Here is a 24057-nt window from a genome sequence, read left to right on the forward strand (position 1 = left end):
CCTTCGGGTCGTGTCGATGTCAGTAATAGCCGCTGCCGGTCGCGGCATGGTTCGCCTCGAAGCGGCGGGCCGAGAACGCGCCGACCAGTTCCGGTTCGAGCGCGCCCGCCGCCACCATCCGCGCAATCTCGAAGGCGTGGTTGGAAGCCAGCGTCACGCCGGAATGACAGCAGGTGACGAACGCGCCCGGCGCGCTCTCCGACTGATCGTAAATCGGGAAACCATCCTGCGGCATCACGCGGATGCCGGACCAGGTGCGCACGACGTTCAGGCGCGCCAGATGCGGAAACGTGCGCTGCGCCCGATCCGCCATCACGGCGCTGACCGAATGGTTCAGCGTGCGATCGTCGAGCTGATCTTCCTTGCTGTCGCCGATCATCACCGTGCCTTCGTCGGTCTGGCGAATGGTGGTCAGGGGATGCGGCAGGAACGGCATGGTGCGCTCGGTCACCACGATCTGGCCGCGGGTCGGGCCCATCGGCGCCGACAGGCCGACCATCGGCGCCAGCGACTGGTTGGCGTTGCCGGCGGAGAGCACGACCTTGCCGGCGCGGATCTCGCCCTGCGCTGTCGAGAGCTGGAATTCGCCGCCGCGCCGCGCGATCGCCGAGACCGGCCGCTCGGGAAAGTACTCGATGCCGAACAATTTCAGGCCGGTGTGGAAGGCGCGGAAGGTGCGCAGCGAATTCACATGCCCGTCCCATGGGCAGAAGCTGCCGCCGGAGACCTCCGGACCGATCAGCGGCAGCATCTTCTTGACCTCGGAGGCCGACAGCATCTCCATCCGGTAATCAGCCGCGCCGACCTGGTTGTGCATCCGCGTCACAAGCTGCGCGCGCTGCGCAAACTCATTCTCGCCAAGCGTCAGGTGGAAACCGCCATTCTGCTGCAGGGCGACGTCGAGCCCGGTCTGGTCTTTCAATTCGGCGGCGAGCCTGCCCCAGGTCTCGGAGGCCCGCATGGTCCAGCCGGTGTAGGCCGGCATGCCGAGGCCTTTGCTCTGCACCCAGACCAGCGCGAAGTTTGCCCGCGAGGCGCGCTTGGCGATGTCGCCCTCGTCGAGGACGACGACCCGCTTTCCGAGCCGGCCAAGACCCCAGGCGATAGCGGAGCCAAGCAATCCGCCGCCCACGACAGCGACGTCATAGTCCTTCAACATAAGTACTCCTAGCGCCCCGGGTCGTTCTTGCCGGCCAGCACGCGGTCGAGCCCGTAGAAGCGGTCGAGCAGGATCAGGGCGGTCATGGTGATCGCGATCACGCTGGCCGAGACTGACGTCACCAGCGGATCGATGTTGTCCTGAATGTAAAGGAACATGCGAACCGGCAGCGTCTCGGTGCCTGGCGTCGCCAGGAAGACGGTCATGGTCAGATCGTCAAAGGACTGAATGAAGGCCAGCGCCCAGCCGCTGATGACGCCCGGCAGGATCAGCGGCAGCGTCACGCGGCGGAACAGCGTCCAATCGCCGGCGCCGAGCGAGACCGCGGCCATTTCGATCGAGCGGTCCATGCCGGTCGCCGCGGCCAGCGTCAGCCGCAGTGCGAACGGGAAAACCACCACCACATGCGCGACCAGCAGTCCTGCGAAACTGCCGCCAATGCCGATCGCCGTGAAAAAGCGCAGGAAGGCGATGCCGAGCACGACATGCGGGATCATCAGCGGCGACAGGAACAACGCCGCGAGGGTGTCGCGGCCGCGAAAACTGTAACGGGCGATGGCCAGCGCCGCCGGCACCGCGAACAGCACCGCCACCAGCGATGACAGCGCACCCAACCCGAGGCTCACCCAGAACGCGTGGACGAACTCGGGATAATTCGCGATCGCCCTGAACCAGCGCAGCGAGAAGCTGGTGGTCGGCAGCGACAAATAGCCCTCGGGCGTGAAGGCGACGAGGCAGACCACCAGGATCGGCGCCAGCATGATGACGACAAAGATCGTATGGAAGGTGAGCGCGAGCGGGCCGTTGGTCCTCATCGGAACACCTCGGCGTAGCGCCGCTCGATCAGCGCGTTGCTGCCGACGACGATCAGCACCAGCGCCACCAGCAGCAGGACCGCGACCGCCGCACCGAGCGGCCAGTTCAGCGTGTTGAGAAACTCGTCATAGGCGAGCGTCGCCGCGACCTTGAGCCGGCGGCCACCGATGATGGCGGGCGTCGCGAAAGCGCTGGCGGACAGCGAGAACACGATGATCGCGCCCGACAACACGCCCGGCATGATCTGCGGCAGCACGATGCGGCGGATGATGGTGAACGGGCCGGCGCCGAGCGACAGCGCGGCGTTCTCGATCTGCGGGTCGACGCGCTGCAGCGCGGCCCAGACCGACAACACCATGAACGGCATCATCACATGCGCAAGTGCGATGACGATACCGGTCTCGGTGAACATGAAGGGCAGCGGCGAGCCGATCAGCCCGAGCGACATCAGCAGCTTGTTGACGAGGCCGTTACTGCCGCCGAACAGCAGCGCCCAGCCGAGCGTGCGCGCCACCACGGAGATCAGCAACGGGCCAAGGATCACCAGCAGGAAGAAGCTCTTCCAGCGTCCGCTCATGCGGTTGAGGATGTAGGCCTCCGGCGCGCCGAGCACGGCGGTGATCAGCGTCGTCAGCAGCGCGATGCGAAACGTCCGCCAGAACATCTCGGCAAAATAGGGATCGGTCGCGACCTCGTGCCAGTTCTTCAGGATGAAGACCGGCTCGATGCCCTTGTACTGGCCCCAGTCGTGGAACGAGAGCATCACCGTCATGGCAAGCGGAATCACCAGCACGCCGACGAACAGCATCAGCGCGGGCGCGGTCAGCAGCCACGCCGTGCGCGCATCGCGCCCGTCCGTCGCAGGTTTCGCGCTCGGCGGAGCCGCATCGACGACCGCGCTCATGCGGCATCTCCGGCGCGGCGCAGGCTCATGTCTTCCGGCCGCCAGGCGAGCCGGACAGCCTCGCCCTCCGCGGGCTGCGGCTGGCCGTCGTTCTGGCGGATCACGATCACCGCGCCGCATTCACTCTCGCACTGGAACAGCCAGTGATTGCCCTGGAAGATGCGGGTGACGATCTTCGCCGCGAGCCCGGCGTCGCCGAAGCCGATCCGCTCGGGGCGAATGCTGACCGTCACCGGGCCCGCGAGTCCGGCCGGTGCCGGCGCGCTCCAGGAGCCCGCGATCAGCCGTCCCGGCGTGGCGGTCCGGTCGATGGTCGCGGCGAAATCATTGGTCTTGCCGAGGAACTGGGACACGAAAGCGGACGCCGGCCGCTCGTAGGTTTCCTGCGGCGTTCCGATCTGCTCGATCCGGCCCTGGCTCATCACCACGATCCGGTCGGACAGCGACATCGCTTCGTTCTGGTCGTGGGTGACGAGAATGGTGGTGGTGCCGAGATTTCGCTGGATCTGGCGCAGCTCGATCTGCATCTCCTCACGCAGCTTGGCGTCAAGGTTCGACAACGGCTCGTCGAGCAGCAGTACGCTCGGCCGGATCGCGAGCGCGCGGGCAAGCGCGACGCGTTGCTGCTGACCGCCGGACATCCGCCGCGGATAACGCTCCTCGTAGCCGGCAAGCCCGACCATCGCCAGCGTGGCGTGGACGCGCTCGCGGCACTCGGACCGCGGCACGCGCCGCATCTCGAGGCCAAAGGCGACGTTCTCGGCCGCCGTCATGTGCGGGAACAGCGCGTAGCTCTGAAAGACGATGCCGAGCCCGCGCTTCGCCGGCTGCACCGCGGTCAGGTCGCGTCCTTCGAGCCGGATCGCGCCGCGCGAGGGATCGAGGAAACCCGCGATCATCTGCAGCGTCGTGGTCTTGCCACAGCCCGACGGGCCGAGGAAGGAGACGAATTCGCCCTTGCCGACAGTCAGACTGAAGTCATCGACCACAGTCTGCGCGCCGAACTGTTTTGCGACACGGTCGAGTTCAAGAAAGGACATGGATGCTTCCGGGTGCTGCTGTGGCAAAGCGCGACGATGGCCTGCGGCGTCGCGCCGGACCATCGCCGAAATCGTGTCCGCCGGCGCTGAGCTGTGGCTCAGCTCTCAGCGCTCGACCTCGCGATTCCAGCGCTTGGTCCATTCCTCGCGCTTGTCGTTGATGACGGTCCAGTCGGGCGTATAGAGTTTTGCGGCGCGCTCGCCGATCGGCGCCATCTTGCCGAGTTCAGGCGGGACCACGACCGATTTCAATACCGGGCCGTAGCCGTAGTCCTTCAACAGCACGAGCTGTACTTTCGGCTCGAGCAGCGTCTTGACGAATGCCGATGCAAGCGGCGATGCGTTTGGCTTGGTGATCGGACAAGCGGTCGTCAGCAACGTGGCCGCACCTTCCTTCGGATAGACGAAGTCGACGGGGAAGCCGGTGTTGGCGAAGCTCTGGACCCGGGCCGTGCCCCACACGGCCAACACGGCCTGGCCGGACTGGAACAGCTCGGTCATCTTGCCCGGCGAAGGCTCATAGGCCAGCACGTTGGGATTGACGTCGGCCTTGATGATCTTGAAGCCGGCGTCGACATTGGCCTCGCTGCCACCGTTCATCCGGGCGAGCATCAGCAAGGTGTGCAGACCATAGGTGTTGTTGATCGGCGGAATGACCAATTGCTTCTGGTACTTTGGATCCTTGAGATCGTTCCAGGAGGTCGGCGGCGCCCAGCCCTTCTCCGCGAAGATTTTGGTGTTGTACATCAGGCCGGTTGCGACCAGACCAATGCCAACCGCGCGGTCGTCCTTGAAGCGTGCGGCCTCGTATATGTCGGCGGGAAGGCCTTCGAGCTTGCCGCAGAAGCCGAGCTGGATGGCCTGGTACATCGGACCGTCATCGACGATCGCCACATCGATCTGCTGGTTGCCCTTCTGGGCTTGCAGCTTGGCAAGCGTGTCGGTCGAGTTGCCGGCGACATATTCGACCTTGACGCCGTTCGCCTTTTCGAACGCCGGGATGACCTCGTCGCGGATCGTCTTCTCAAACGAGCCGCCGTAACCGGCGACATAGAGTGTCTTCTGCTGCGCCAAACCCGCCGACGGGGCTAGGGCGATCGCGGCAATGCTGACGGCTCCGACAAAGGCGAGATGCTTCATATCGATCGATCTCCAATAGTCCGTTTGCTGGGTAACATCACGAGCGCATCCTTGTTCTGTCCGGCTCTCTATCGCGGTACGACGCTATGTCGGATCCGCGTGGAGATTTGGCCATCACCGGTCCGCTCCCGACCGGCGTCGCCCAAAAAATCAGCTATCTCCAGCCTTGATGAAAAAGATCGCAACCCACGCTTTCGTCGTCCAATTAATAATGGCACCCTCTTCATGCCGAAATGTTATGGATGGAGAGAAGATGGTTCGAATCAATTCGCGGCAGGTCGAAGCCTTCCGCGCGATGATGCTGACGGGCAGCGTGACGGAAGCGGCAAAGCTGATGGCTGTGACGCAGCCAGCCGTCAGCCGGTTGCTGCGCGACTTCCAGGCGCTGCTGAAAATGGAGCTGTTCGACAAGCGCGGCACCGGGCTGGTGCCGAGGGCTGCCGCGACGGCGCTCTACATGGAGGTCGAACGGTCCTTTGTCGGTCTCGAACGGATCACGGCGGCAGCCGAAGAAATCCGCAGCCGCCGGACCGGCACGCTGCGGATCGCGGCGCTGCCAGCGCTGTCCAACGGCTATTTGCCGAGGCTCTCCGGGCGATTCCTGATGGAGCGGCCGAACCTCAATCTGTCGTTCTTCGGCGTGATCTCACCGATTGTGGTCGACTGGGTGTTGAACAACCAATGTGACATCGGCTTCGCCGAAGTGCCGATCGCCCACGCGGGATTATCGAGCGTGCGGTTGCCGGCGCCGGCCCGCGTCGCCGTGCTGCCAACCGGACACCGGCTCGCGGCCAAGGCGACGTTGCAGCCGCGCGATTTCGAAGGCGAGACCTTCGTGTCGCTGACGTCGGGATCGACCGGCCGGCATCTGATCGACCAGGCCTTCAATCGCGACGATGTCCGCCGGGTTCTCCGGGTCGAGACCAGCCTCTCGGAAATCATGTGCGGGCTGGTGTCATCCGGACTTGGCGTCGCGATCTGCGACCCGTTCACAGCGCAGGAGTTCGAGAACCGGGGCGTCGTGGCGCGGCCTTTCCTGCCGCGGATCGATTTCGAATTCGCTGCCGTGTTTCCGCCGCAGCGCAGTCCCTCGCCAGTGGCCCTGGACCTGGTGGAAGCCGTGCGGCAGGCGCTCATCAAGATGAGCAACCCGCCGCAAGCATAGGCTCGTCTTACCAGTTACGCTGGGCGCGGAAGGCGAGTGACAATGTGCCCTGGTCCTTGAGTTCGTACAGGGCTGCCGGCTTGACACTGACCGCCGGCAAGGCGGCGACGCCGGAATATTGCTGATCCACATGCGTGTACATCAGCTCACCCGTGAACGTGAGGTTCTTCACTGGGGACCAGCGCGTGTTGGTGCCGATCTGCGCGACGTTGAAGTTCGGGTTGCAGGTCGAGCCGGGCGTCAGGAAGGTGGCGACGGTGGCGCAGATATAACCTCTTGCCGTGGCATTGTAGCTGACCGACGTGTAGGAGCCGAAGAGCGCTGAATTCCACTGGCTGTTCCAGTTGTGCGTGTAGCCAGTACGAAAGCCCCACAGTTTGGTCGTCTCGATCCCGTTGCCGGTCGTGAAAATGCCGTCGGAAACGCCGCCAATACTCAGGCCTTGGTAGACGCCAGTCAGGCCGCTGCTGCCGTACATGGCGACGGTGGGTGCGACTAGGCTCTGCCAGACGTAACGGCTGGCACCGTCCGAATAGCCAAATGAAATATCGATGTCGTCGCCCGGGCCGGTCGGCAGGTTCTTGATCGTCATGGCCAGTTGACCAGCCCAGCCCCACTTGTCGCTGGGATGACCTGAAGTTTCTGTCCCGCCGTAATAGGCCGCGTGGATGTTGTGCGCGGCTACCGAGGCCTGGAACATGCCCCAAGCCTGGTCGACGCGAAGCATGCCGACGATGTCGGGAGCCCGCGTGCCGCCGAAGGCATTGGCGCCATACACGCCGCCCGCGAAGTTGGCCGCGGTGAGGGTGGACGCGTTCCACAAATTGGTCTGGTAGTAGGTGACCTGATCCTGCAACGAGATCGTACCGCTGACGCCCTGACCAAAATCCGCCGTATAGGAAAACTGGTTTACGCCGGTTTGGTCGGAGTGGCCGCCGAGCAGCGCGTCCGTGATGTTGGCGGGATAGCCGGCGAATGGTGCGTCGAACTGGGATATTGCCCTGCCGATCGTGAAGCCGGCGAACTGGATGAACGCGAAGTTGAGGGCGAACGAACCACCGGATAGACCGCCGTCAGAGGGGTTACCAACACCACCAAAGCCGCCGGCCTGGGCGGCCGCAGAGTAAACGGTGCCGCCAGCGCCGGTGGAGGCATAGGTACCCGAGGTCCAGGAAAAATTCGCATCGAAGTATGTACGGAGCACGCCATATTCGGTCGCGGTACGCGTATCGATGTTGAGGTTTTCGCGGGCGCGCGCGAAATAGTAGTTGCTCAACCGGCTTTTTTGACCCGCGGCGCCACTCCAGGCCGGGGTGCCCTGAATGCCACCGCCGTTGAAGGTGACATCGGCGCGCAGGTAACCGCCGAGCTTGATGCAGGTGTCGGTACCCGGGATGAAGTAGAAGCCATTTCCATAGAGGGAGCAGATCCTGACATATTCGACCGCCTTGGCCTTGACTGGTAGATCCGCGGCCTGGGCTGCGCCCGTGGCGACGAGACACGCTACCGAGGCAAGCACTGCGCTGTTGATTAACTTCATGGTCCGCTTCCCTGCACTTTCGGAGGGCCCTCGTTCAGGCCTCGCTCCGAAACGATTCGATTATCTTAGGTCGCAGATTTAGGTAACGATCCGAGCACCGGACAGTCGGCACATGTGTCTTCAGACTTCTTTCCTGGAGAGTGTTACGCGAAAGGCACAAGGACCGGCCCTTCCCTCATAAAATGGATGCACTGCTCTGCGTTGCTTGCAGTGCTGCGCGCCTTGCGCTGGCGATGATCACGGAAAACATCGAAGCCGAGCGGCACGGCTGGAGGTCCAGGTTGCAACGACGCTGGCCTCTGCAGAGCAGGCCATCAAAAAAGATCAGGCAGTCGACACGCTCATCGCGATGCGTGGTTGTCGTCACCGGGACTTCAGCAACCGAGATAGTTTTGGCACCTATGGCCCTGGAAACGCTCAGGGCGGCGCCACTGTTCGCAGAAGGAAAAAGCCCCAGCTCGGAGGCTAGCGAGCTGAGGCCAAGGCTTGCTGGACCAGATGCGCTGAAAGCCCAGCGGCGTGAGCATAGGCTCCGATCGCGCCCTCATCTATCATCCGTTTGATTTACCTCGGATTTTCCAAACACAGAGGATTGGAACAGAGTAAGGTTCCATACCCTTTTTCGCGCGAGAGTTATTCCGTATGCCTCGCTCCCCGTCCATCGTGCCATATCGCGGCGATCACGACATCTATCTGGTGCTAAACGATTTTGGCAGGCTCGGACGCGCCTGGTGCGAGGCAGACGAGGAAGGCACAGACCGCGAGGCACTGATCCGCCGTCTTCTGGAAGACCAGTTTAGCCATCCTGTGCGGATCGTCGCCTTCAATACTGCCGAGGGCTGGTCGCGCGACGTCACGGTCGATATTGCCGACGAGTTGCGTCGGCGCTTTCCTGAATTCGATGAGGTGCCGCTCTCGGTGCAGGAGTTCTTGGAAACCGCTGTCCGGCGCTGAGCTGTAGCGGGACCATTGCCGTCCTCAACAATCACACCGCCGAAATCGAGGGGGCTCAGTAATCCTTCTTGAGTACCCAATCCGTCATATTGCGTTTCGCTTCAACCGAGAGCCTGGCTATGCGGCCAGAACGATCCCTTGCCAGCATCATGCCAGGTCCGCGCTACAGCGCTTTCGTCATCCAGGTCGCCACTCCAGGCACCAGATAGACCAGCGCGAGAACTGCAATGCTGATGACGAGGTAGGGAATGACCGCCTGGAAGATATGCCCCATCGATACCTGAGGCGGCGTCACCCCCTTCATCGTCATCAGCAACAGGCCGTGGGGCGGCAGCAACATTCCAAGCTGCATGCAAATCAGGAACAGCACCCCAAACCACACGGGGTCGATCGCAAGTGAGTTCACCAGCGGCATGAAGATGGGAAGCGTGATCAGCATCATGCTGACCTGATCGATGAAGACGCCGAGCGCAATCAGGATCAACAACATGACGATGACCAGGGCGTTGGCCGAAAGCCCGCTTTGCGTGATGATGTTGACGATTCCATTCGTGGAGCCTGAGAACGACAATATTTGAGAAAAGGTCGTTGCTCCGATGATGATGAAGAGAATCATCCCGGAAATAAGCACCGTGCCGTGCAGGGATTGCCACAGAACTTTCGGCGTCAACGCTCGGTAGACGCCCGCGAGGACGATCGTCGCGAAAGCGCCGATCGCCGCAGACTCTGTCGGTGTTGCCCAGCCGGCCACCATCGCACCGACGACAAGCCCGAAGATCGAAACCAGCGGCACCACATAGAGTACCAGCGGACTGAACCTCGCCCATCCGCTGTATTCCTTGAATTCGCTATCGGGCGCCAATTCCGGCTTGGATAGCGTGCGCAGGATAATCCACCCCACGAAGAGAACCGAAAGAATGATGCCCGGCATAACTCCCCCGATGAGGAGCTTGGAGATCGAAATGCCGGAGAGGCTTCCCAACAAAACGGCAAGGGCGCTCGGCGGAATCAGCATATCAACCGCGCCGATCGCCATGATGGGGCCCGTTGCCATCGTGGGATGATAGCCCCTCGACAGCATGATCGGCACCATCAGGCTGCCGAGCATCGCCGTCGTTGCGATCGTCGATCCCGAAATCGCGCTGAACACGGTTCCGGCCACGACCGCGACCACCGCAAGTCTGCCCGGGACGTGCTTGATAACCCTCTCAATGCCGTCGATGACCTTGACCGCCAAACCGGTGTGAAAAAGCACTTCGCCCATCAGGACAAAGAGCGGAATCGGCGTCAGGGAGAACGTGGTGATCGAGGAGACCGAGCTGCGCACGAGCTGGGACAGGCCGGCTTCACCGGCCATAAAAAGGTAGGCTCCGATCAGATTGATGAGGAGAAACGCGAATCCGACCGGCAATCCGGCGAACATCAGAACGGTTGATCCGCCGAGCAGTAACCAGGCGGCAGCTTCCCAACTCATCATGACACCGACACCTGCTCGTTGCGCGGCTGTCGGGGCCCGTCAATGAGGCTTCGCAGCCGGAAGATCGCCTCGAGCGACAACAGCACGAACACACACGGCAGCGGCACCAGAATCCACCACTCCGGATAGACGACGGTCTTGATGAGCATAGCGTTGCTGCCCGCGCTGCGCGCGGTAACAATGAAGCCGTACCAGACAATCGCCAGGCAACAAACGAGCATCGCGCAGGCGGCAAGCAACTCCATGAGCCAGCCGATCCGCGCCGGCACCATGTGGAGCAGGAGATCAATCCGGATATGGCGACCGCTTCGCAACAGATACGGCGCCACCAGCAAGGTCATCAGATAGATCGCAGACTCAGACAGGTCGCTGGCCAAGGCAAACCCGCGGGGCATCCCAGGCACGGCCACGTTGCGAAGGAATACGTCAACGCAAATGACCAGCATCATCCCGAACAGTAACGCACATGCCAGGGATACCAACGCGAGGCAAAGCTTGCCAATCGACCGATCCAGCACATCCATAGAGCACACTCTCTCGCCACTGGCGGACGTCGCAGTTATCAGCGATTCCCGAACAATGCTTTCAGCTTTTCCGCATGCGCCGGACTCGCCTTGATCGCAGCCGCCCAAGCGACGCTATAGGCGGTATCGACGAAGACCTTCGCTTTGTCGCCATCCAGCTTGATCGTCTGGATGCCGGCATCCGCCTGCCGCTTTTCCTCATCGACGGCATACTGCTTCCAGAAGCTGTTGCCGGCCTCCAGCTCCAACGCCATGCTGTTCAGGAAGTCACGCTGCTTCTCGGTAAGGCTCTTCCATTTGTCCAAATTGACGATGATGGAAACCTCCGCATCGTAAAAGCCCGGATCGACGCGAAATTTGGTGTGCTGCTGCCAGTTCAGGTCGAACAACCCACCGATCGGCCAGCCATAGCCATCAACAACCCCTCGCTCCAGCGCCGTATAGACTTCACCTGGAGCAGTCGTGACGACATTCGCATTGAGCGCCTGAAAGAACTCGCGATAAACCGGCGTGATCCGGATCTTGAGGCCGGTAAGGTCCGGCTTGTCGATCTTCTTGTTAAGATAGAGATGGAACGGCTGGCTCTCCACCATCCGCGCCAGGTACTGCATGTTGGCTTTCTCGTTCCACACCTTGTTGATGTAGTCGAAGGCTCCGTTCTTTCGTTGCTCGGCGACCGGCTTTTCAGCGAGCTTCAGCATGTCGGATTCGGGCATGACGTTGGTGTAAAAAGCCCCGGTCGACATGGCGATATCGACGACCCCCGTCTTCACCGCATTGCCAACTTCAAATGTGGGAATGGCACGGGGGCCACCGATGAAGTTTATCTGCAGGACCCCTTTGCCGCGCTCGTTTACCGATTTCACCCACTTCAAAAGATGGGAAACGTAAAAGCTGTTTTCCGGAAAGGCAGACACGAGACGCAGCGACACTTCCTGCGCCATGGCCGAGGCCTGAAACAGGATCAGGCACGCCACCGCACCCAACAGACGTACGAGTTTCATTTTTTTCTCCCCCTGTTATCTTCCGGTATCTTCAGAAGCTTAGCTGAACCTTCATGGATCGGCTGCGATCTCCCGCAACCTCGAAGGCGTGTATCGCCTCTTCCAGTCCAAAAACCCCGGTCAGCAGCGGCGCCAGATCCACCCGTTTCCGGTTGATGAGGTCGACGGCGAGGCCGAATTCTTCATGGAAGCGGAAGGTGCCGCGCATTTCGATCTCCTTGGCCACCACCATGTTTTGCGGGATCGAAACGTCGCCGCCGAGGCCGAGCTGAACCAGGACGCCGCGCGGCTTGAGCACCTCCAGCCCCGAGCGGACCGCCCGTTCGTTGCCGGACGCCTCGAACTGGACATCGAAATAGCCCTTGTTGGCCGAATAGGCGCCGAGCTGATCGGGGGCTTCAGCGACATTGATCACCCGGTCGGCGCCGAGCCCAAGCGCTTTCTGGAGAACCGCGGCCATTACGTCGGTCGCAACGATCTCCCGCGCACCGTGCCGACGCGCCGCCACGATCGCCAGGGCGCCGATCGGGCCGCATCCCGTCACCAGCACCCGCTTGCCGAGCAGCGATCCGGCGCGGTTGACCGCATGCAGGACAACGGCGAACGGCTCCGCAAAGGCCGCCTCGTTGATCGAGACACCGTCGGCAACCCTGTGGCATTGCCAGGCTTCCGCGACGAGGCGCTGGCGAAACGCACCCTGGATATGCGGCATCGGCATCGCGCTGCCATAGAAGCGCATGTTGAGGCACTGGTTCTGCTGGCCCTTCAGACAATAGTCGCAGGCATTGCAGGGCCGGCTCGGCGAAACGGCGACGCGGTCGCCGATCGCGAGCCCGGATACCGACGCCCCCAGCGCCTTGATGGTCCCGGCCACTTCGTGACCGAGGATCATCGGCTCGCGCACCCGCACCGTGCCGAAGCCGCCATGGTTGAAATAATGCAGATCCGAGCCGCAGATGCCGCCGGCCTCGACGGCGATCTCGACCTGTCCCGCGCCGGCGGCCTCGGCTTCACGTTCCTCGACCCGCAGATCGCGGGCGGCATGGATGACGACGGCTTTCATGTGGAACTCCCGCGGCGCGAAGCTTACAGACTGGTGGTGATCCCGCCATCGACATAGAGCGTGTGCCCGTTGACAAAGGACGACGCCCTTCCGGACAGGAACACGGCGGCGCCGACCAGCTCCTCGACATTGCCCCAGCGTCCGGCAGGGGTTCGCTTTTCGAGCCAGCCCGAGAATTCCGGATTGTCCACTAGCGCCTGGTTGAGCGGGGTCTTGAAATAACCCGGCGCCAGCGCGTTGATCTGCAGGCCGTATTTGGCCCAGTCGGTACACATGCCGCGGGTCAGGTTCTTGATCGCCCCCTTGGTTGCGGTGTAGGGCGCAATGCCCGGGCGCGCGAGTTCGCTCTGCACCGAGGCGATGTTGATGATCTTGCCCCGACCACGCGGGATCATGTGACGGGCGACGGCCTGGCCGACATAGAACGCGCTCGAAATGTTGGTGGCGAGCAATTGCTCCCATCTCTCGACGGGAAAGTCTTCGAGCGGCGAGCGGAACTGCATGCCGGCGTTATTGATCAGGATATCGATCGGCCCGGTGTTCTGCTCGATCGCCCCGACGCCATCCCTGGCGGCTTGCGCGTTCGTGACGTCGAAGCCGGCCACCGATACCCTGTGTCCGGCGGACTTGAGTTTCGCCGCGGCCGCCTCCAGCTTGCCGGCGTCGCGGCCGTTGAGGACGATCTCGGCGCCGTGTTCGGCAAGGCCCTGCGCCAGCGCGAAGCCGATGCCCTGCGACGAGCCGGTTATGAGCGCCCGTTGGCCGGTCAGTTGGAACAGTTCAAATGCCATGTAACGACCCCTGCTGGCGTCGGGGGCGACAGCTTACCGCCCGCGCGACTCCTTGATACCGCCCAATCCAGGCCGCAGGAAGGGGCGGAATGGACGTAGATGATCGACAACGCGCCTGGACCGTATCGCGGCTCATGATGCGCGTTGGCGCCTGGGGTGAACGCCTGCCGGCTATCTCACGGCTGCATCGAGCCACCCCGGCACCGGTCGTCCCTGACTCGACAGGTAGTGCGCCAGCGCGGTGACAACCGGCATCACGGCGGGCCGCAAGGTCATGCGCTCGCGCCACGCAAGCAGCCTCGGTGTCTCCTGCCCCAGCACCGCTCCCATGCGTTCGCCGAACAAAGCGGCCATGTAGAACGCAATGTCTGCAAAGCTGTAATCGCCGGCGAGCCATTCGCGATCAGTCAGAAGCGCATTCATCTCCAGGTAATGGCGTGACGCACGGTCACGTGCTGCGACCGCGGCCGGGTCGTCAGGCTCGTCCTGCAATCCCATCAACCTGATGACGTGCGGGAAATAAACTTCATCGGACTTCATCTCGAGCAGGCGTGCGGCGGCCCGCGCTGCGGGCTTGCGGGGCCACAGCGGCGGCGCCGGTTGCACGTCCTCCAGATACTCGAAGATCTGTGTCGAGTCGAAAATCTCCACGTCACCGTCGATCAGCACCGGCACCTGCCGCTTCGGATTGACCCGTAGCACCTCGGGATGTTTCGGCTCGTAGCCGCGATCGCGATCGTATGGCACCATGACCAGCTGGAAATCGATTGCCTTCTCGATCAGGGCGATCTGGACCTTGGCACCAAACATGCTAAGCGCTGCGGAATAAAGGATCATCAGTTCCAACTTCTTGTTATTCCGGGTTTGCGACCGGGTGCGATGAAGGCTTGCGCCATGGTCCAATGCATCACAGTTTGATGTCAACGCAAAACCGCAGGAGACCCGTGACGTGATCGAAGCCCGGCCGGATAAGCGCGACAATCCCGTCGGGCGTCCTTGCGGGCGATTGCCGATTCTCGATCAATTCGAGGATTGCGAACTCGCCGAAATCGATGCGTCGGAGTGGTACGTGCCAAGCGCAGAAGAGGGTCGCCTCCTGGCGCAGGCCGGAGATCGGCTTGGCGTCTATCTGATGGCCTATCGCACCCGGCAAGAGGCGGAGGTCGGTCGGGGTCTTTGCAATCGGATCGTCCCGGCGCGTCTGGATCCTGCCGCCCTTGATGAGATCCTTGAAATCGAGACCACATTTCCTGATGTGGCGATCGTCGCCTACGAACGTCCGCTGCGCCGACGCTAATGAGCGCTGCCGGCAATGGCGTTCGGGAATTTTTCTCTCCCTGCTTTCTTGAGAAGCCGCCGGCGCCCGCAGATTGGCGCATTTCCATCGCCGATTTACGTTCCCATTTTGAAGGCGTGAGAGCTCTTTTCCCACAAGGATCTGCTTAGCGAATACAGACACGCCGCGTAAAGCAAAGCGCCTCCTCCATAGACACATACATAGGCGACGATAAACGTGTCGATGCTCCAATGAAACAGAAACGTAAGAGCGCTGATCAGCGCCATCCCCGCAAGGGTGATGCTGGCGCGACGGGCAAGCGCCTCAAATCTTCCCGCGCCGACCAGCACGAATGCGCACGTTGTCTGTATCAGCATGAACACGAGCATTGCACAAAGTGCCGCGCGCATAGTCGGCGAGACTATTCCGCTATCGTTCAAAATAGTACCAAATATCCTTTCGCCGAACATGGAGACCGCGACAATGCCAAGGGTCATCGGCAATAAACCCAACAGGAATCCGGCCGCGGTTGCCCTGCCCAATCCGAACGCATTTGCGTTATGTAGCGCGCGCGTTTGATGAGGGAGGGCCGTCTCTGCGCCAATCAGGTAGGTCACCATCGCGAAGCGCGACACCTTATAGAACATATCGAACGCGACAATTGCCGCTCCATCCCCTGTCGCAGCCAGCAGGTAGTACGGAAAAATGCTGATCACAAACTCGGACGACGACAACACGACCGTCGCGCTCGCCTTCCGAAACTTGCGCCTCAGAAAAAGCAGACCTTTGAGAAACACTCCACTCTGCAATGCAAAGCCGTGTGGGCGGGCGAGCCAGACCAGAGCTGATATCGACGTCACCCATATGCACAAGCTCAGTGCGCCATATGCGACAAACGAAAGGCCGAAAAGCATCGCGATCGTCACCGCCAGGATCGCGACACGTCTAACCAGATCAACGCCCTCGGTCCAAACAAAGCCATCCCTGGCGTTGATGGCCGCGCGAAGCGGCATGCGCGGCAAAGGACAGACAGCTCCGGCGAAAATCAGGAAGTATCCGATGCCATGATGTGCGACAGGAATAATGCCGGAAACGAACGCCACACCCAGAATTGCGACGGCGATGGCAGCGATCGCGGTGTAGATCGTCACGGTTGCTCGCACTAGGTCGTGGTCGTCCTGGTTCGCCTTACGTCTGTCAGCCTCACTCAGGTAGTGGGACCGCAGTTCGGAAAATGTCAGAACGGTAATTCCAAGATCGCATTGCACCACAAGAGCAGCGACCGCCAGCAAGCCCGCAATAAAAGCATACGACTCCAGGCCAACTGTTCGAACCAGCACATACGCCAGGACGAAATTCGATACCGCCGTGAGTGCGGCATTGAGCCCCTTCAACACAAGAAGGGCTGGCCAGCTATGCGTGCCGCGGCCCAGGCCCGCTAGTATTGCGCTTCGCAGGCCTCGCTTGCGAATTGCTGGTGGCGGGTGAAACCGGAATAAAGACATAGCAATCATCCGCGCCCATCGGACCCTGGCCGCCGCACGCGAGCGAACAAGGCGGGCGTCCCCCTGTTACAGACGAGCATCGCCTGCCTGCGACCATTTTCGTAGGTAAGGCCATGCGCCGTCCAGAGCTCTATCGCCTGCCCGATACGCTGCCAAAGTATACAGAATTCCATAGGCAGAATTCCCCTACCCATCCGAGGTACCCATCATTGCCAGTTGTCCAGTCAGTGGGGAGGTGGGTGTAATCTTGCCACTGGCGATTGCAGTGGCTTGGTGTAGCGGCGGCGGCACACAGCGGTCACATTGTTGTGGTCACGGGAGGCTTGTGTGACGAATTTGCTCCTGGGGAACGCGAATTCGGCTTGCGTGATCTTGTCCGAGGGAGCCTCGTCCGTCCGCGACGGCGCAGAGCTCGAGGTCCAAGGCACGCTGGGCCAGGTCATCGGTCGGACTGCCAGCCGGTTCCCGGACCAGCCGGCGATTGTCTCCACCAATTTTGCGCCGCTGACGTACCGCGACCTTCAGCGCCAGCTGGACGGCATCCGCCGGCAGCTTCGTTTGGCTGGGTTCGATTGCAAGGCTCGGATCGGGGTACTCATGCCGAACGGCGCGGAGGCGGCTCTCGCCATCGTGGCAGTGGCCTGCTGCAGCATCGCGGTTCCTCTTGATCCGCGACTGTCCGAGGCGGAATTCGATCAACGTCTCGACATGCTGCACCTGAACGCGCTTCTCGTGCCGCAAGGCAGGGCCTCTGAAGCGTGTCAGGCCGCTGAGCAGAGAAGGATTGCCGTGATCGAAGCCGCTCCGATCGGACACGGTCAGCTTGGACTAAATATCGACGTGCAGGCCTCCAACTCCCCTGCGATCGACGCTGAGCCCGATCCGGGCTCGCCTGCCTTCATCCTGCAGACGTCGGGCACGACCGCGCAGCCAAAGCTCATTCCGTTCAGTCATGGCAATATGCTGGCGGCGGCCGCACGGCTTCAGGCCTGGTTCGGCCTCACGCCTGAGGACCGCTGCCTGAGCGCGTCGTCGCCTCACTACTCCCATGGGCTCAAAGTAACGGTCTTCACACCACTGCTGACGGGCGGCAGCATTGCTGTGCCGGCGAACTTTGCCGTCGTGGCGCTCGATGAATGGCTCGATGTCCTGCGGCCGACCTGGTACTCGGCGGGTCCCACGCTCCACACTGCCGTGCTCGACAAGGCAAAAAGCCTTGAGGATGCACAGGCGGCGCACACTCTGCGGTTCGTTGTATCGGGCGGCGCGCCACTCCCGAAGGAGGTGCAGAACGACCTGCAGCGCATTTTGGGCGTGCCGGTGCTGGAACATTATGGCTCCAGCGAAGCCGCGCAAATCGCCACCAACCTGCCGCCGCCTGGTCCAAACCGGCCAGGGACTTGCGGGCAACCGTGGCCTGATACCGTGGCCATTGTTGGTGAGGATGGACATGCCTTACCAGCTGGCGAGCGGGGCGAGGTCTGGGTTCGTGGCCCCACCGTGATCTCTGGCTATCTCGATGCGCCGGAACTCAATCAAGCTGCTTTCAAAGAGGGTTGGTTGCGCACGGGCGATATCGGCAGCCTCGACAAGGACGGCTTCCTGTCGCTGCACGGGCGCCTGAGCGAACTGATCAACCGCGGCGGTGAGAAGATCGCCCCTGCTGAGGTTGAATCCGCCCTACTACGCCATCCCGCCATAGCCGAGGCCGCTGCTTTCGCAATCCCCCATCCACGCCTTGGCGAGGACGTCGCAGCCGCCATCGTTCCCCATCCTGGTGCGCAGGCGACACCTGCGGAGCTTCGCCAGTTCCTGCAACGCGCGTTGGCCTCGTTCAAGATTCCGCGGCGCATTCTGATCCTCGACCAACTGCCAAAAGGGGCGACGGGAAAAGTGCAGCGCCGACGGCTGCGCGAGTCGTTCGACGGGTTGATGGGCGATCAGGGCGCGATGCCCGTGCCTGTTGTGAACAAAGGGCCATTGGATCTGGAAGCTGAATTGCTGACCCTGTGGCGGAGGCTGCTGAAGTCCGAGGCTGTGACGGTCGAAGATGATTTTTTCGCCAGCGGTGGTGACTCCCTTCTAGCGATGGAAATGCTCATCGAAATCGAGCGGCTGATCGGCCAACGCCTACCGGGAACGATTCTGTACGGGGCGGAAACGATCCGCCAACTTGCCCCAAAAATCGCCATGCAGACAGGCACCCCGGCGACGCCGTTCCTCCAGTTCGGTGCCGGCGGCGATCGGTCTCCCCTGTTCTTCTTCAATGGGGACATTGTCAGCGGCCACTCGGGTATGCGGCGGATGGTCGAGCTTTTCGGGCCCGACTACCGGATCATTTCGATCGATCCCCATGGTCTTCGTGGGGAAAGGATTCCGCCGTCGATCGAAGAGATGGCCGCCGACCGCCTGCCGCTTGTTCTGGAGAGGCAGAGCAGCGGTCCTTTCCTCCTGGGTGGCAAATGCAACGGCGCCATGGTGGCGTTTGAAACAGCCCGCCTGCTGATGGCCGCCGGCCACAAGGTTGATATGGTTGCGATGGTCGACCCGCCGACCATCAGTGCGCGTCCGGTACCGCGGGCGATCATCGGGCTGATGAAGCCGCTGCTTCCGCTTTACCTTCTACGCCGGGCATTTGAAAAAATGGCGGAGCTGGAGCGTCGCTTCAAGGCGTCGACGAGTACGCCGATTACGACCGCCGAGCTCGAGATTCCGCCGGCGTTGTGGCACGCTTATTCAGCCGCCATGGCGCAATATCTTCCGGCACCGCTTGAGGTCCCTGTGACTTTCTACGCGGCCGAACACGACGGCCGGGCGTGGCGGCATCTCAGTTCTCAACTCGACGTCGTCGAGGTACCATGGGGACATCATGGCTGCCTGACTGTCGGCGCTGAACAGCTGGTTGGTCATCTGCGGCAAAGAATTGACGTTCTGGTTGACGGCGCGCCCTCTGCCGACGAACCGCACAGGTCGCCGATCGGCGCTCACGGAGCGCAATTCGGTGGCCCCGTACTGGGCATCGAAACCTGAGGATCGGACCAGGACGGCAGCGACGCAAATTGCGCCGTGCCAGCGCCTTGCGATGATCAGCCAACCGGTCCGGGAATCCAATAGTCGCCGAAAAGCGGCCTGACGCTTACGCCATAAATTACCCCGAGCTGCAGGCTTGGATCGAAATGGCGCATCGTCCGCTCATTGAGGTCAATGATGCGGCCAGGCGTTAGTGGCCCCACGTCATTTATCTTGACGATGACCTTCTTGCCTACAGCCTCAACGAGGGCATATTTCGGCCTCGCGCCATATCGGACCCCACCAAATTTCTGGCGCAGACTCGTCTTGATGGCAGCTGCCCAGACAGAGGGCTCATAGCGCTCGCCTGAAGCTGTGTTCGGACCGCCCTCCCGCCATCCGGGCCGGAACGGATTGTACGTGGATGCTGCGCCAACAATCGCGTCCCCCGAAGCGGCATTGACGACCGCGCTTGAATGAACTGCAGCCATTTCACTTCGAGCAACGGTAACAGAAATGGCAAGCAGCACTACGACACCGCAAATTGCGGCGCCCGAGCGAAACAACATCATAACTCCTCGATTGATTTTCTGGATCGTTCGATTCCCGATCCCGCAGAAAATGGTCAAGCGAACGCGGATGCGTTGACGAGCTTGTGCCGATTTTTGCGGGTTCGTGCCGACACTGGCGACGGAACCGTTGTGGGAACCAGGGTGGTCCTTCCACAGGTGTCTTTCCCACCGACTAAGAAAGAAATTGCGTCATCAGCATGACTGAATAGAGGCACTTGGTGAGCGCGTGAGCAGGCGCGCGCGTCTGACCGATGTCGGCTCGGGTCACCAGCAGACGTTCCGGTTAATCTACGAGCAAGTCTGCTTCGACCTCACCAGCGGACATGCGAGGCGACGGCAACACGTGATCAGGTAAGCGTCGAATCCGGATGTGAGTAAGAGAAGATTGCCTCGGTCCATTGAGCAGCGGTCGAGGACGAATTGAGAGGCGTCACATGATCGGGGAATTCTTCGGCCAGATTCCACTGCCGGCCCACCGCTCAGCGGGATCGAAATTTGTCTCCGTTGAAAGTCTCCTCAAAACGGGCGTTTCCGCGGTTGGCTGAGTGGAGCACTCCGGTGGTCCTTGGCTGCCCTCGTCTGCCAATGTCCGCTTTGCATCGTAGGCGGGCAAAGCCAATCATCAGTCGCTTGGTGTCACTTCCAGAAGGATGCCGGTTGCTGCAAACTGCATCTGTAATCTCGCGATTCGTAGATGTCTTGAGGACCCATGAACGAGACCTTGATATCCGCCTGCACGATGTTTCTCATTCCAGCAACGCTCTTGTTTGGCGCTTTAGGTGTCGCGAACTCGTCCTTTCTCAAGATGCTGGTCTGCTTGCTTGGCATCGCCACGACAGGGTTATGGCTTTACCGGATATGGTGGTGGACAAACCTGTCTTTGACTGATCGCAGAACGGCGCTGGGTCTCGCGGGCATGTTTGCCTGCGCATGGCTGGTGACATTCCTGGTGCAGTTGAAGAATGTGTTCTCGTCGCGCTGATTGGCTTCGTTCGGTGGGGCGCATCGGCTGACAGCGCCCTGACTCACGACGTCGTCGGCGTGGGTGGTTTAACCGTCTCGGTCGACAGCATCCGTTATCGCGCATCGATCCGAGTCACCACACCGCTGCCCGGCCGAATTCCGGTTCGTTATTGGTGCCCGGCAATGATTTGCGCGGCAGCGCCGATGCCTTGCCGGAAGGCCTCGTCGAACGTGACAGCCGCAAGCTGCCATTGCTGCGACCTGCCCTGCCAATCGAGCTGCCAGTTCGAGTTCCACCGCAGCTTTTGATCGTCCCACACGAGGCGGGCGATCAGCACGACCTCTCCGCCCCGCCCGGCCACGGCTTCGGCGATCTTCGCGGGCGCGATGCTCGCAAGCGCAAGCTCATTGGTGCCGACGCCAGCCAGCGCTGCGGCATCGGGCAGCACGACGGGCATTCCCCGCTTGGCCGCGGCCGCCAGGAGGGCAGCCCGCTGCAGTTCCGTCTCTTTCGAATCCCCTGCAACCACGTATCGTCGCGCGCCCGGCTGCATCTCCACGAAGACGCCAAGCACCGGGCGGCGGGTAAGCCATGGCTTGACGCCCAGCTCGGCAAGCATGCCGTTGATGGCGGCCTCGTCGAACTCGGCCGTCAGAATGAAGGAGCGATCACGGGTGCCCTGCTCGTCGTTCTTCGGCTTGCCGCCCTTTTCATCGCGGTAGGAAAAGTCCCGAACCAGTTTCGCAGCATCGGCCTTGTATGGGTCGAGACGCGGATCGCCTGCGAGCCGCAGCATGCCGCTTACCTTGACGAGAACGTCTTCCAGGCACGATGCGAAGCCGAGGATACGGTTTGCCTCGCCCTGCCCCGTCACGATGGTTTGCCCGCGATAGAGTTCTGCCGGTGGAATGGCGTTTACCGCGTCGGCGAGCCCCGGTTGCCGTGGCGTGGGTTCGGCGGCGACGGCGGGGAGCGCAAGCAGCACTACTGCCGCGATTGCCGCCAGAAAGCAGGGAATGGAGCGTGTCGTCGCTGGATGCGTCCTCACGGCCGAAAGCCCTCACCTGTTGCTGGCTGGCGACGCAGTGCCGATCGCACCCGTCTCCAGGCAAACTCTCTCCTGACAGAGTATTTTACAGGAAAACCGACGAAATGGGGGCCAGCGAGCTGCCTCGCAATTTCCGATCAGATCACGAACGTGACCAGTTGATACAGCGCATAGGCCAGCTGCACGCCCAATACGGCCAAGGCGACGATCATCAAAAAGGAGCTGAAATGCATGAGGGTTGAAACCAGAATGCCCTCTTGAAACTGATTGTTCTCGCAACAAGACTTTCGAACAAGGATCTTACGACATGCTGCCCTACAAACGTTTGACAGTTCGAGAAGGAAGCTTCCGCCGCCGCGGAAGTAATGTCATTACCACGAACCTCTTCTTGGCCGGAGGTCGCTTGTCGGACGGTAGTTCACGCCTACGTGCCGTAGAAAATCTTCATCCCCCACACCACGACGACGACAGCCGACACCAGCGTGGCCGCCGTCAATATACTTTCTAGGGAAGCTACTCTCATACTACTACTCCGCTTCCCAGCCCCGTTTGCGGTCTAGTTGATTCGTTCGGTCCGCCGCAATCGGGGGGCGACCGTATTGAGCGCTCGCACGGCAATTGTGGTTTGCGGGCCACATCATTCCCGTAGAATTGCGGGTACAGCGAGCGGGATTCGAACTCCAGGTACGGTCGGGCGGCTGAACTCGACATTTAAGAAGGTTGGGACGACCAGAAAAAGAACTGTCTCGCGACAGTGCGGTCGCTAGTCGAACAAATTCCTTGAACGCAGGCAAACTTGCGGCACGCCGCTCCTGGGCGGTTCACCGAGTTAATCAAATTTCGCAGCATTCGCCGTCCCCTGAGCGAAGCAGCCACATCTCTTGGCGGAACCAGAGCCCTGACATGCCCTCCGGGGCCCGAGGGAGAGCGCCGTCCAGATCGCGCGCGCTGGGATTCGCTTGCTCGAGCGGTAGCCAAATTTTTTATACAACTGTATGCTTCTTGCCGACACTACAACGGCCAGAAGCCTCGGACTGACCGACTTTCTTGCTGCGCTACCACCCGTCAGAAACCGGAGAACGAAATGCCGTCCCGTATTCTCGCAAGGCTTGCTATGGTGGCCGTGACGCTCGGCTTGCTCACTGGTGCTACGACGGCGCAAGAAAAGTGGCCATCGAGGCCCGTGACGATCATCGTGCCGTTCGCCGCCGGCGGCAACACGGACGTCATGGCGCGCATTTTTGCAGACCAACTGACGAAGCGGCTCGGCCAGCAGTTCATCGTCGAGAACAGGCCCGGTGCGGGCGGGGTCAACGGCCTGCACGCGATGACGCGTGCGGCGCCGGACGGCTACACCGTTGCGGTAGCAACCTCCGGCGGAATCGCCATCAATCCGATACTGATCAAGGACAAGATCCCCTACGACGTCGACAAAGACTTCACCTACCTCTATGGCATGGCAGCGCAGCCGAACATCTGGCTCGTCAACCCGTCCGTCCCCGCCAACACCATGGCGGAGCTCATCGCCTGGCTGAAGGCGAACCCGGAGACGCCGTATGCGACATCCGGCCCCGGCACGACGCAGCATATCTGCGGCGCGATGCTGGAGGACGCCGTGGGGGTCAAGATGACGCCCGTCACCTACCGCGCATCAAACCTCAGCATCCAGGATCTGATTGGTGGTCAAATCAAGCTCGCCTGCGACAACTTCGCCGTGGCATACGAGCAGGTGAAAGGCGGCAAGCTGCGTACCGTCTCGATCACCTCTCTTGGGCCCTATCCGCTCGCCAAGGAGATCGCGCCGACAGCCGCGACCGTACCGGGCTTCGAACTGATGCCGGCATTCGGCTGGGTCGGCCCCGCCAACATGCCGCCCGACATCGTGAAGAAGCTCATTGAAGAGCTGGTCGCGGTCGGCAAGATCCCCGAAGTCCGCACCGCACTCGAAAAGTTTGGTGTACTCCAGACCGAACTGCCCGGTCCGGCCTACGCCGAGGCGCTCGCCAAGGAGCGTGCAGGGTACGCACGTGTGATCGAACGTGCCGGGATCAAGGTGCCCTGAGTCGCCGGACAACCGCAGATTTGGTGGCGGGAGAGCGACTTGAA

21 protein-coding genes are annotated in these 24057 nt (G+C 61.6%); 6 read left to right on the plus strand and 15 right to left on the minus strand.

The features are described 5' to 3' along the window. Positions 1–19: 19 nt before the first annotated feature. The 5 genes from JQ558_RS15895 to JQ558_RS15915 all read right to left on the minus strand — a co-directional run bounded on the left by JQ558_RS15895 (position 20) and on the right by JQ558_RS15915 (position 5059). Entirely contained in the window at positions 20–1159 is a 1140-nt protein-coding gene (locus tag JQ558_RS15895) for an FAD-binding oxidoreductase (protein ID WP_212294157.1), read from the minus strand. 8 nt (positions 1160–1167) lie between these two features. After that, the gene (locus JQ558_RS15900) at positions 1168–1974 is read right to left on the minus strand and encodes an ABC transporter permease (RefSeq protein ID WP_212276633.1); all 807 of its coding nucleotides are present in this window, start codon (positions 1972–1974) and stop codon (positions 1168–1170) included. Then, positions 1971–2879, minus strand: a complete 909-nt coding sequence (locus JQ558_RS15905; RefSeq protein ID WP_212276632.1) for an ABC transporter permease — start codon at positions 2877–2879, stop codon at positions 1971–1973. The genes JQ558_RS15900 and JQ558_RS15905 overlap by 4 nt, the downstream gene beginning before the upstream one ends. Beyond that, positions 2876–3919, minus strand: a complete 1044-nt coding sequence (locus JQ558_RS15910; RefSeq protein ID WP_212294158.1) for an ABC transporter ATP-binding protein — start codon at positions 3917–3919, stop codon at positions 2876–2878. The genes JQ558_RS15905 and JQ558_RS15910 overlap by 4 nt, the downstream gene beginning before the upstream one ends. A gap of 105 nt (positions 3920–4024) precedes the next feature. Further along, positions 4025–5059, minus strand: coding sequence for an ABC transporter substrate-binding protein (locus tag JQ558_RS15915; RefSeq protein WP_212276630.1), 1035 nt, complete (start codon positions 5057–5059; stop codon positions 4025–4027). Between the two features lie 253 nt (positions 5060–5312). Here JQ558_RS15915 and JQ558_RS15920 point away from each other — a divergent pair, with 253 nt between their 5' ends. Then, positions 5313–6224, plus strand: coding sequence for a LysR substrate-binding domain-containing protein (locus JQ558_RS15920; RefSeq protein ID WP_212294207.1), 912 nt, complete (start codon positions 5313–5315; stop codon positions 6222–6224). 7 nt (positions 6225–6231) lie between these two features. Here the strand turns inward: JQ558_RS15920 and JQ558_RS15925 are convergent, their stop codons facing one another. Beyond that, complete coding sequence (locus JQ558_RS15925; protein ID WP_212294159.1) at positions 6232–7764, minus strand: porin; 1533 nt, start codon at positions 7762–7764, stop codon at positions 6232–6234. 642 nt (positions 7765–8406) lie between these two features. Here JQ558_RS15925 and JQ558_RS15930 point away from each other — a divergent pair. After that, the gene (locus JQ558_RS15930; protein ID WP_212294160.1) at positions 8407–8718 is read left to right on the plus strand and encodes a hypothetical protein; all 312 of its coding nucleotides are present in this window, start codon (positions 8407–8409) and stop codon (positions 8716–8718) included. A 163-nt stretch (positions 8719–8881) separates the two neighbouring features. Here JQ558_RS15930 and JQ558_RS15935 read toward each other — a convergent pair whose 3' ends face one another. The 6 genes from JQ558_RS15935 to JQ558_RS15960 all read right to left on the minus strand — a co-directional run bounded on the left by JQ558_RS15935 (position 8882) and on the right by JQ558_RS15960 (position 14414). Beyond that, positions 8882–10195 carry a TRAP transporter large permease subunit gene (locus JQ558_RS15935; protein WP_249142482.1) on the minus strand — a complete coding sequence of 438 codons (1314 nt, stop codon included), beginning with the start codon at positions 10193–10195 and terminating at the stop codon, positions 8882–8884. Continuing rightward, positions 10192–10719, minus strand: coding sequence for a TRAP transporter small permease (locus tag JQ558_RS15940; RefSeq protein WP_212294161.1), 528 nt, complete (start codon positions 10717–10719; stop codon positions 10192–10194). Before JQ558_RS15940 ends, JQ558_RS15935 begins: the two co-directional genes overlap by 4 nt. Before the next feature lie 38 nt (positions 10720–10757). Continuing rightward, positions 10758–11663, minus strand: coding sequence for a TRAP transporter substrate-binding protein DctP (gene dctP / locus JQ558_RS15945; RefSeq protein WP_212209080.1), 906 nt, complete (start codon positions 11661–11663; stop codon positions 10758–10760). Positions 11664–11754: 91 nt separating this feature from the next. After that, a complete protein-coding gene (locus JQ558_RS15950) occupies positions 11755–12786 on the minus strand; it encodes an L-idonate 5-dehydrogenase (RefSeq protein WP_212294162.1) in 1032 nt (343 codons plus the stop codon). A 23-nt stretch (positions 12787–12809) separates the two neighbouring features. Beyond that, a complete protein-coding gene (locus JQ558_RS15955; RefSeq protein ID WP_212209078.1) occupies positions 12810–13577 on the minus strand; it encodes an SDR family oxidoreductase in 768 nt (255 codons plus the stop codon). A gap of 171 nt (positions 13578–13748) precedes the next feature. Beyond that, positions 13749–14414 (minus strand): glutathione S-transferase family protein, encoded by a 666-nt coding sequence (locus JQ558_RS15960; protein WP_212294163.1) that lies wholly within the window; start codon positions 14412–14414, stop codon positions 13749–13751. Positions 14415–14526: 112 nt separating this feature from the next. On the opposite strand from JQ558_RS15960, the gene JQ558_RS15965 reads away from it, so the two are divergent. Then, positions 14527–14874: a hypothetical protein gene (locus tag JQ558_RS15965; protein ID WP_212294164.1), complete on the plus strand. Its 348-nt coding sequence runs from the start codon at positions 14527–14529 to the stop codon at positions 14872–14874. A gap of 95 nt (positions 14875–14969) precedes the next feature. Here the strand turns inward: JQ558_RS15965 and JQ558_RS15970 are convergent, their stop codons facing one another. Continuing rightward, positions 14970–16358: a hypothetical protein gene (locus tag JQ558_RS15970; RefSeq protein WP_212294165.1), complete on the minus strand. Its 1389-nt coding sequence runs from the start codon at positions 16356–16358 to the stop codon at positions 14970–14972. A 327-nt stretch (positions 16359–16685) separates the two neighbouring features. Here JQ558_RS15970 and JQ558_RS15975 point away from each other — a divergent pair, with 327 nt between their 5' ends. Beyond that, positions 16686–19388 carry an AMP-binding protein gene (locus JQ558_RS15975; RefSeq protein ID WP_312014993.1) on the plus strand — a complete coding sequence of 901 codons (2703 nt, stop codon included), beginning with the start codon at positions 16686–16688 and terminating at the stop codon, positions 19386–19388. 56 nt (positions 19389–19444) lie between these two features. On the opposite strand, the gene JQ558_RS15980 is transcribed toward JQ558_RS15975, so the two are convergent. Further along, entirely contained in the window at positions 19445–19939 is a 495-nt protein-coding gene (locus tag JQ558_RS15980) for a septal ring lytic transglycosylase RlpA family protein (RefSeq protein ID WP_212209074.1), read from the minus strand. Positions 19940–20648: 709 nt separating this feature from the next. On the opposite strand from JQ558_RS15980, the gene JQ558_RS15985 reads away from it, so the two are divergent. Beyond that, on the plus strand, positions 20649–20921 hold the full coding sequence (locus JQ558_RS15985; RefSeq protein WP_212209073.1) for a hypothetical protein: 273 nt from the start codon (positions 20649–20651) through the stop codon (positions 20919–20921). Between the two features lie 148 nt (positions 20922–21069). Here the strand turns inward: JQ558_RS15985 and JQ558_RS15990 are convergent, their stop codons facing one another. After that, complete coding sequence (locus JQ558_RS15990) at positions 21070–21951, minus strand: DUF2066 domain-containing protein (RefSeq protein WP_212294166.1); 882 nt, start codon at positions 21949–21951, stop codon at positions 21070–21072. 1183 nt (positions 21952–23134) lie between these two features. Here JQ558_RS15990 and JQ558_RS15995 point away from each other — a divergent pair. Then, positions 23135–24013, plus strand: coding sequence for a tripartite tricarboxylate transporter substrate binding protein (locus JQ558_RS15995; RefSeq protein ID WP_212294167.1), 879 nt, complete (start codon positions 23135–23137; stop codon positions 24011–24013). Positions 24014–24057: the final 44 nt, after the last annotated feature.

This window comes from Bradyrhizobium sp. AUGA SZCCT0160, from assembly GCF_018130105.1.
In the GTDB taxonomy this organism is placed as follows: domain Bacteria; phylum Pseudomonadota; class Alphaproteobacteria; order Rhizobiales; family Xanthobacteraceae; genus Bradyrhizobium.

Bases quoted from the DNA above. Each gene is read 5' to 3' on its own strand.
- JQ558_RS15895 (WP_212294157.1), bottom strand. From the start codon at position 1,159: ATGTTGAAGGACTATGACGTCGCTGTCGTGGGCGGCGGATTGCTTGGC.
- JQ558_RS15900 (WP_212276633.1), bottom strand. From the start codon at position 1,974: ATGAGGACCAACGGCCCGCTCGCGCTCACCTTCCATACGATCTTTGTC.
- JQ558_RS15905 (WP_212276632.1), bottom strand. From the start codon at position 2,879: ATGAGCGCGGTCGTCGATGCGGCTCCGCCGAGCGCGAAACCTGCGACG.
- JQ558_RS15910 (WP_212294158.1), bottom strand. From the start codon at position 3,919: ATGTCCTTTCTTGAACTCGACCGTGTCGCAAAACAGTTCGGCGCGCAG.
- JQ558_RS15915 (WP_212276630.1), bottom strand. From the start codon at position 5,059: ATGAAGCATCTCGCCTTTGTCGGAGCCGTCAGCATTGCCGCGATCGCC.
- JQ558_RS15920 (WP_212294207.1), top strand. From the start codon at position 5,313: ATGGTTCGAATCAATTCGCGGCAGGTCGAAGCCTTCCGCGCGATGATG.
- JQ558_RS15925 (WP_212294159.1), bottom strand. From the start codon at position 7,764: ATGAAGTTAATCAACAGCGCAGTGCTTGCCTCGGTAGCGTGTCTCGTC.
- JQ558_RS15930 (WP_212294160.1), top strand. From the start codon at position 8,407: ATGCCTCGCTCCCCGTCCATCGTGCCATATCGCGGCGATCACGACATC.
- JQ558_RS15935 (WP_249142482.1), bottom strand. From the start codon at position 10,195: ATGATGAGTTGGGAAGCTGCCGCCTGGTTACTGCTCGGCGGATCAACC.
- JQ558_RS15940 (WP_212294161.1), bottom strand. From the start codon at position 10,719: ATGGATGTGCTGGATCGGTCGATTGGCAAGCTTTGCCTCGCGTTGGTA.
- dctP (WP_212209080.1), bottom strand. From the start codon at position 11,663: ATGGCGCAGGAAGTGTCGCTGCGTCTCGTGTCTGCCTTTCCGGAAAAC.
- JQ558_RS15950 (WP_212294162.1), bottom strand. From the start codon at position 12,786: ATGAAAGCCGTCGTCATCCATGCCGCCCGCGATCTGCGGGTCGAGGAA.
- JQ558_RS15955 (WP_212209078.1), bottom strand. From the start codon at position 13,577: ATGGCATTTGAACTGTTCCAACTGACCGGCCAACGGGCGCTCATAACC.
- JQ558_RS15960 (WP_212294163.1), bottom strand. From the start codon at position 14,414: ATGATCCTTTATTCCGCAGCGCTTAGCATGTTTGGTGCCAAGGTCCAG.
- JQ558_RS15970 (WP_212294165.1), bottom strand. From the start codon at position 16,358: ATGTCTTTATTCCGGTTTCACCCGCCACCAGCAATTCGCAAGCGAGGC.
- JQ558_RS15980 (WP_212209074.1), bottom strand. From the start codon at position 19,939: ATGATGTTGTTTCGCTCGGGCGCCGCAATTTGCGGTGTCGTAGTGCTG.
- JQ558_RS15985 (WP_212209073.1), top strand. From the start codon at position 20,649: ATGAACGAGACCTTGATATCCGCCTGCACGATGTTTCTCATTCCAGCA.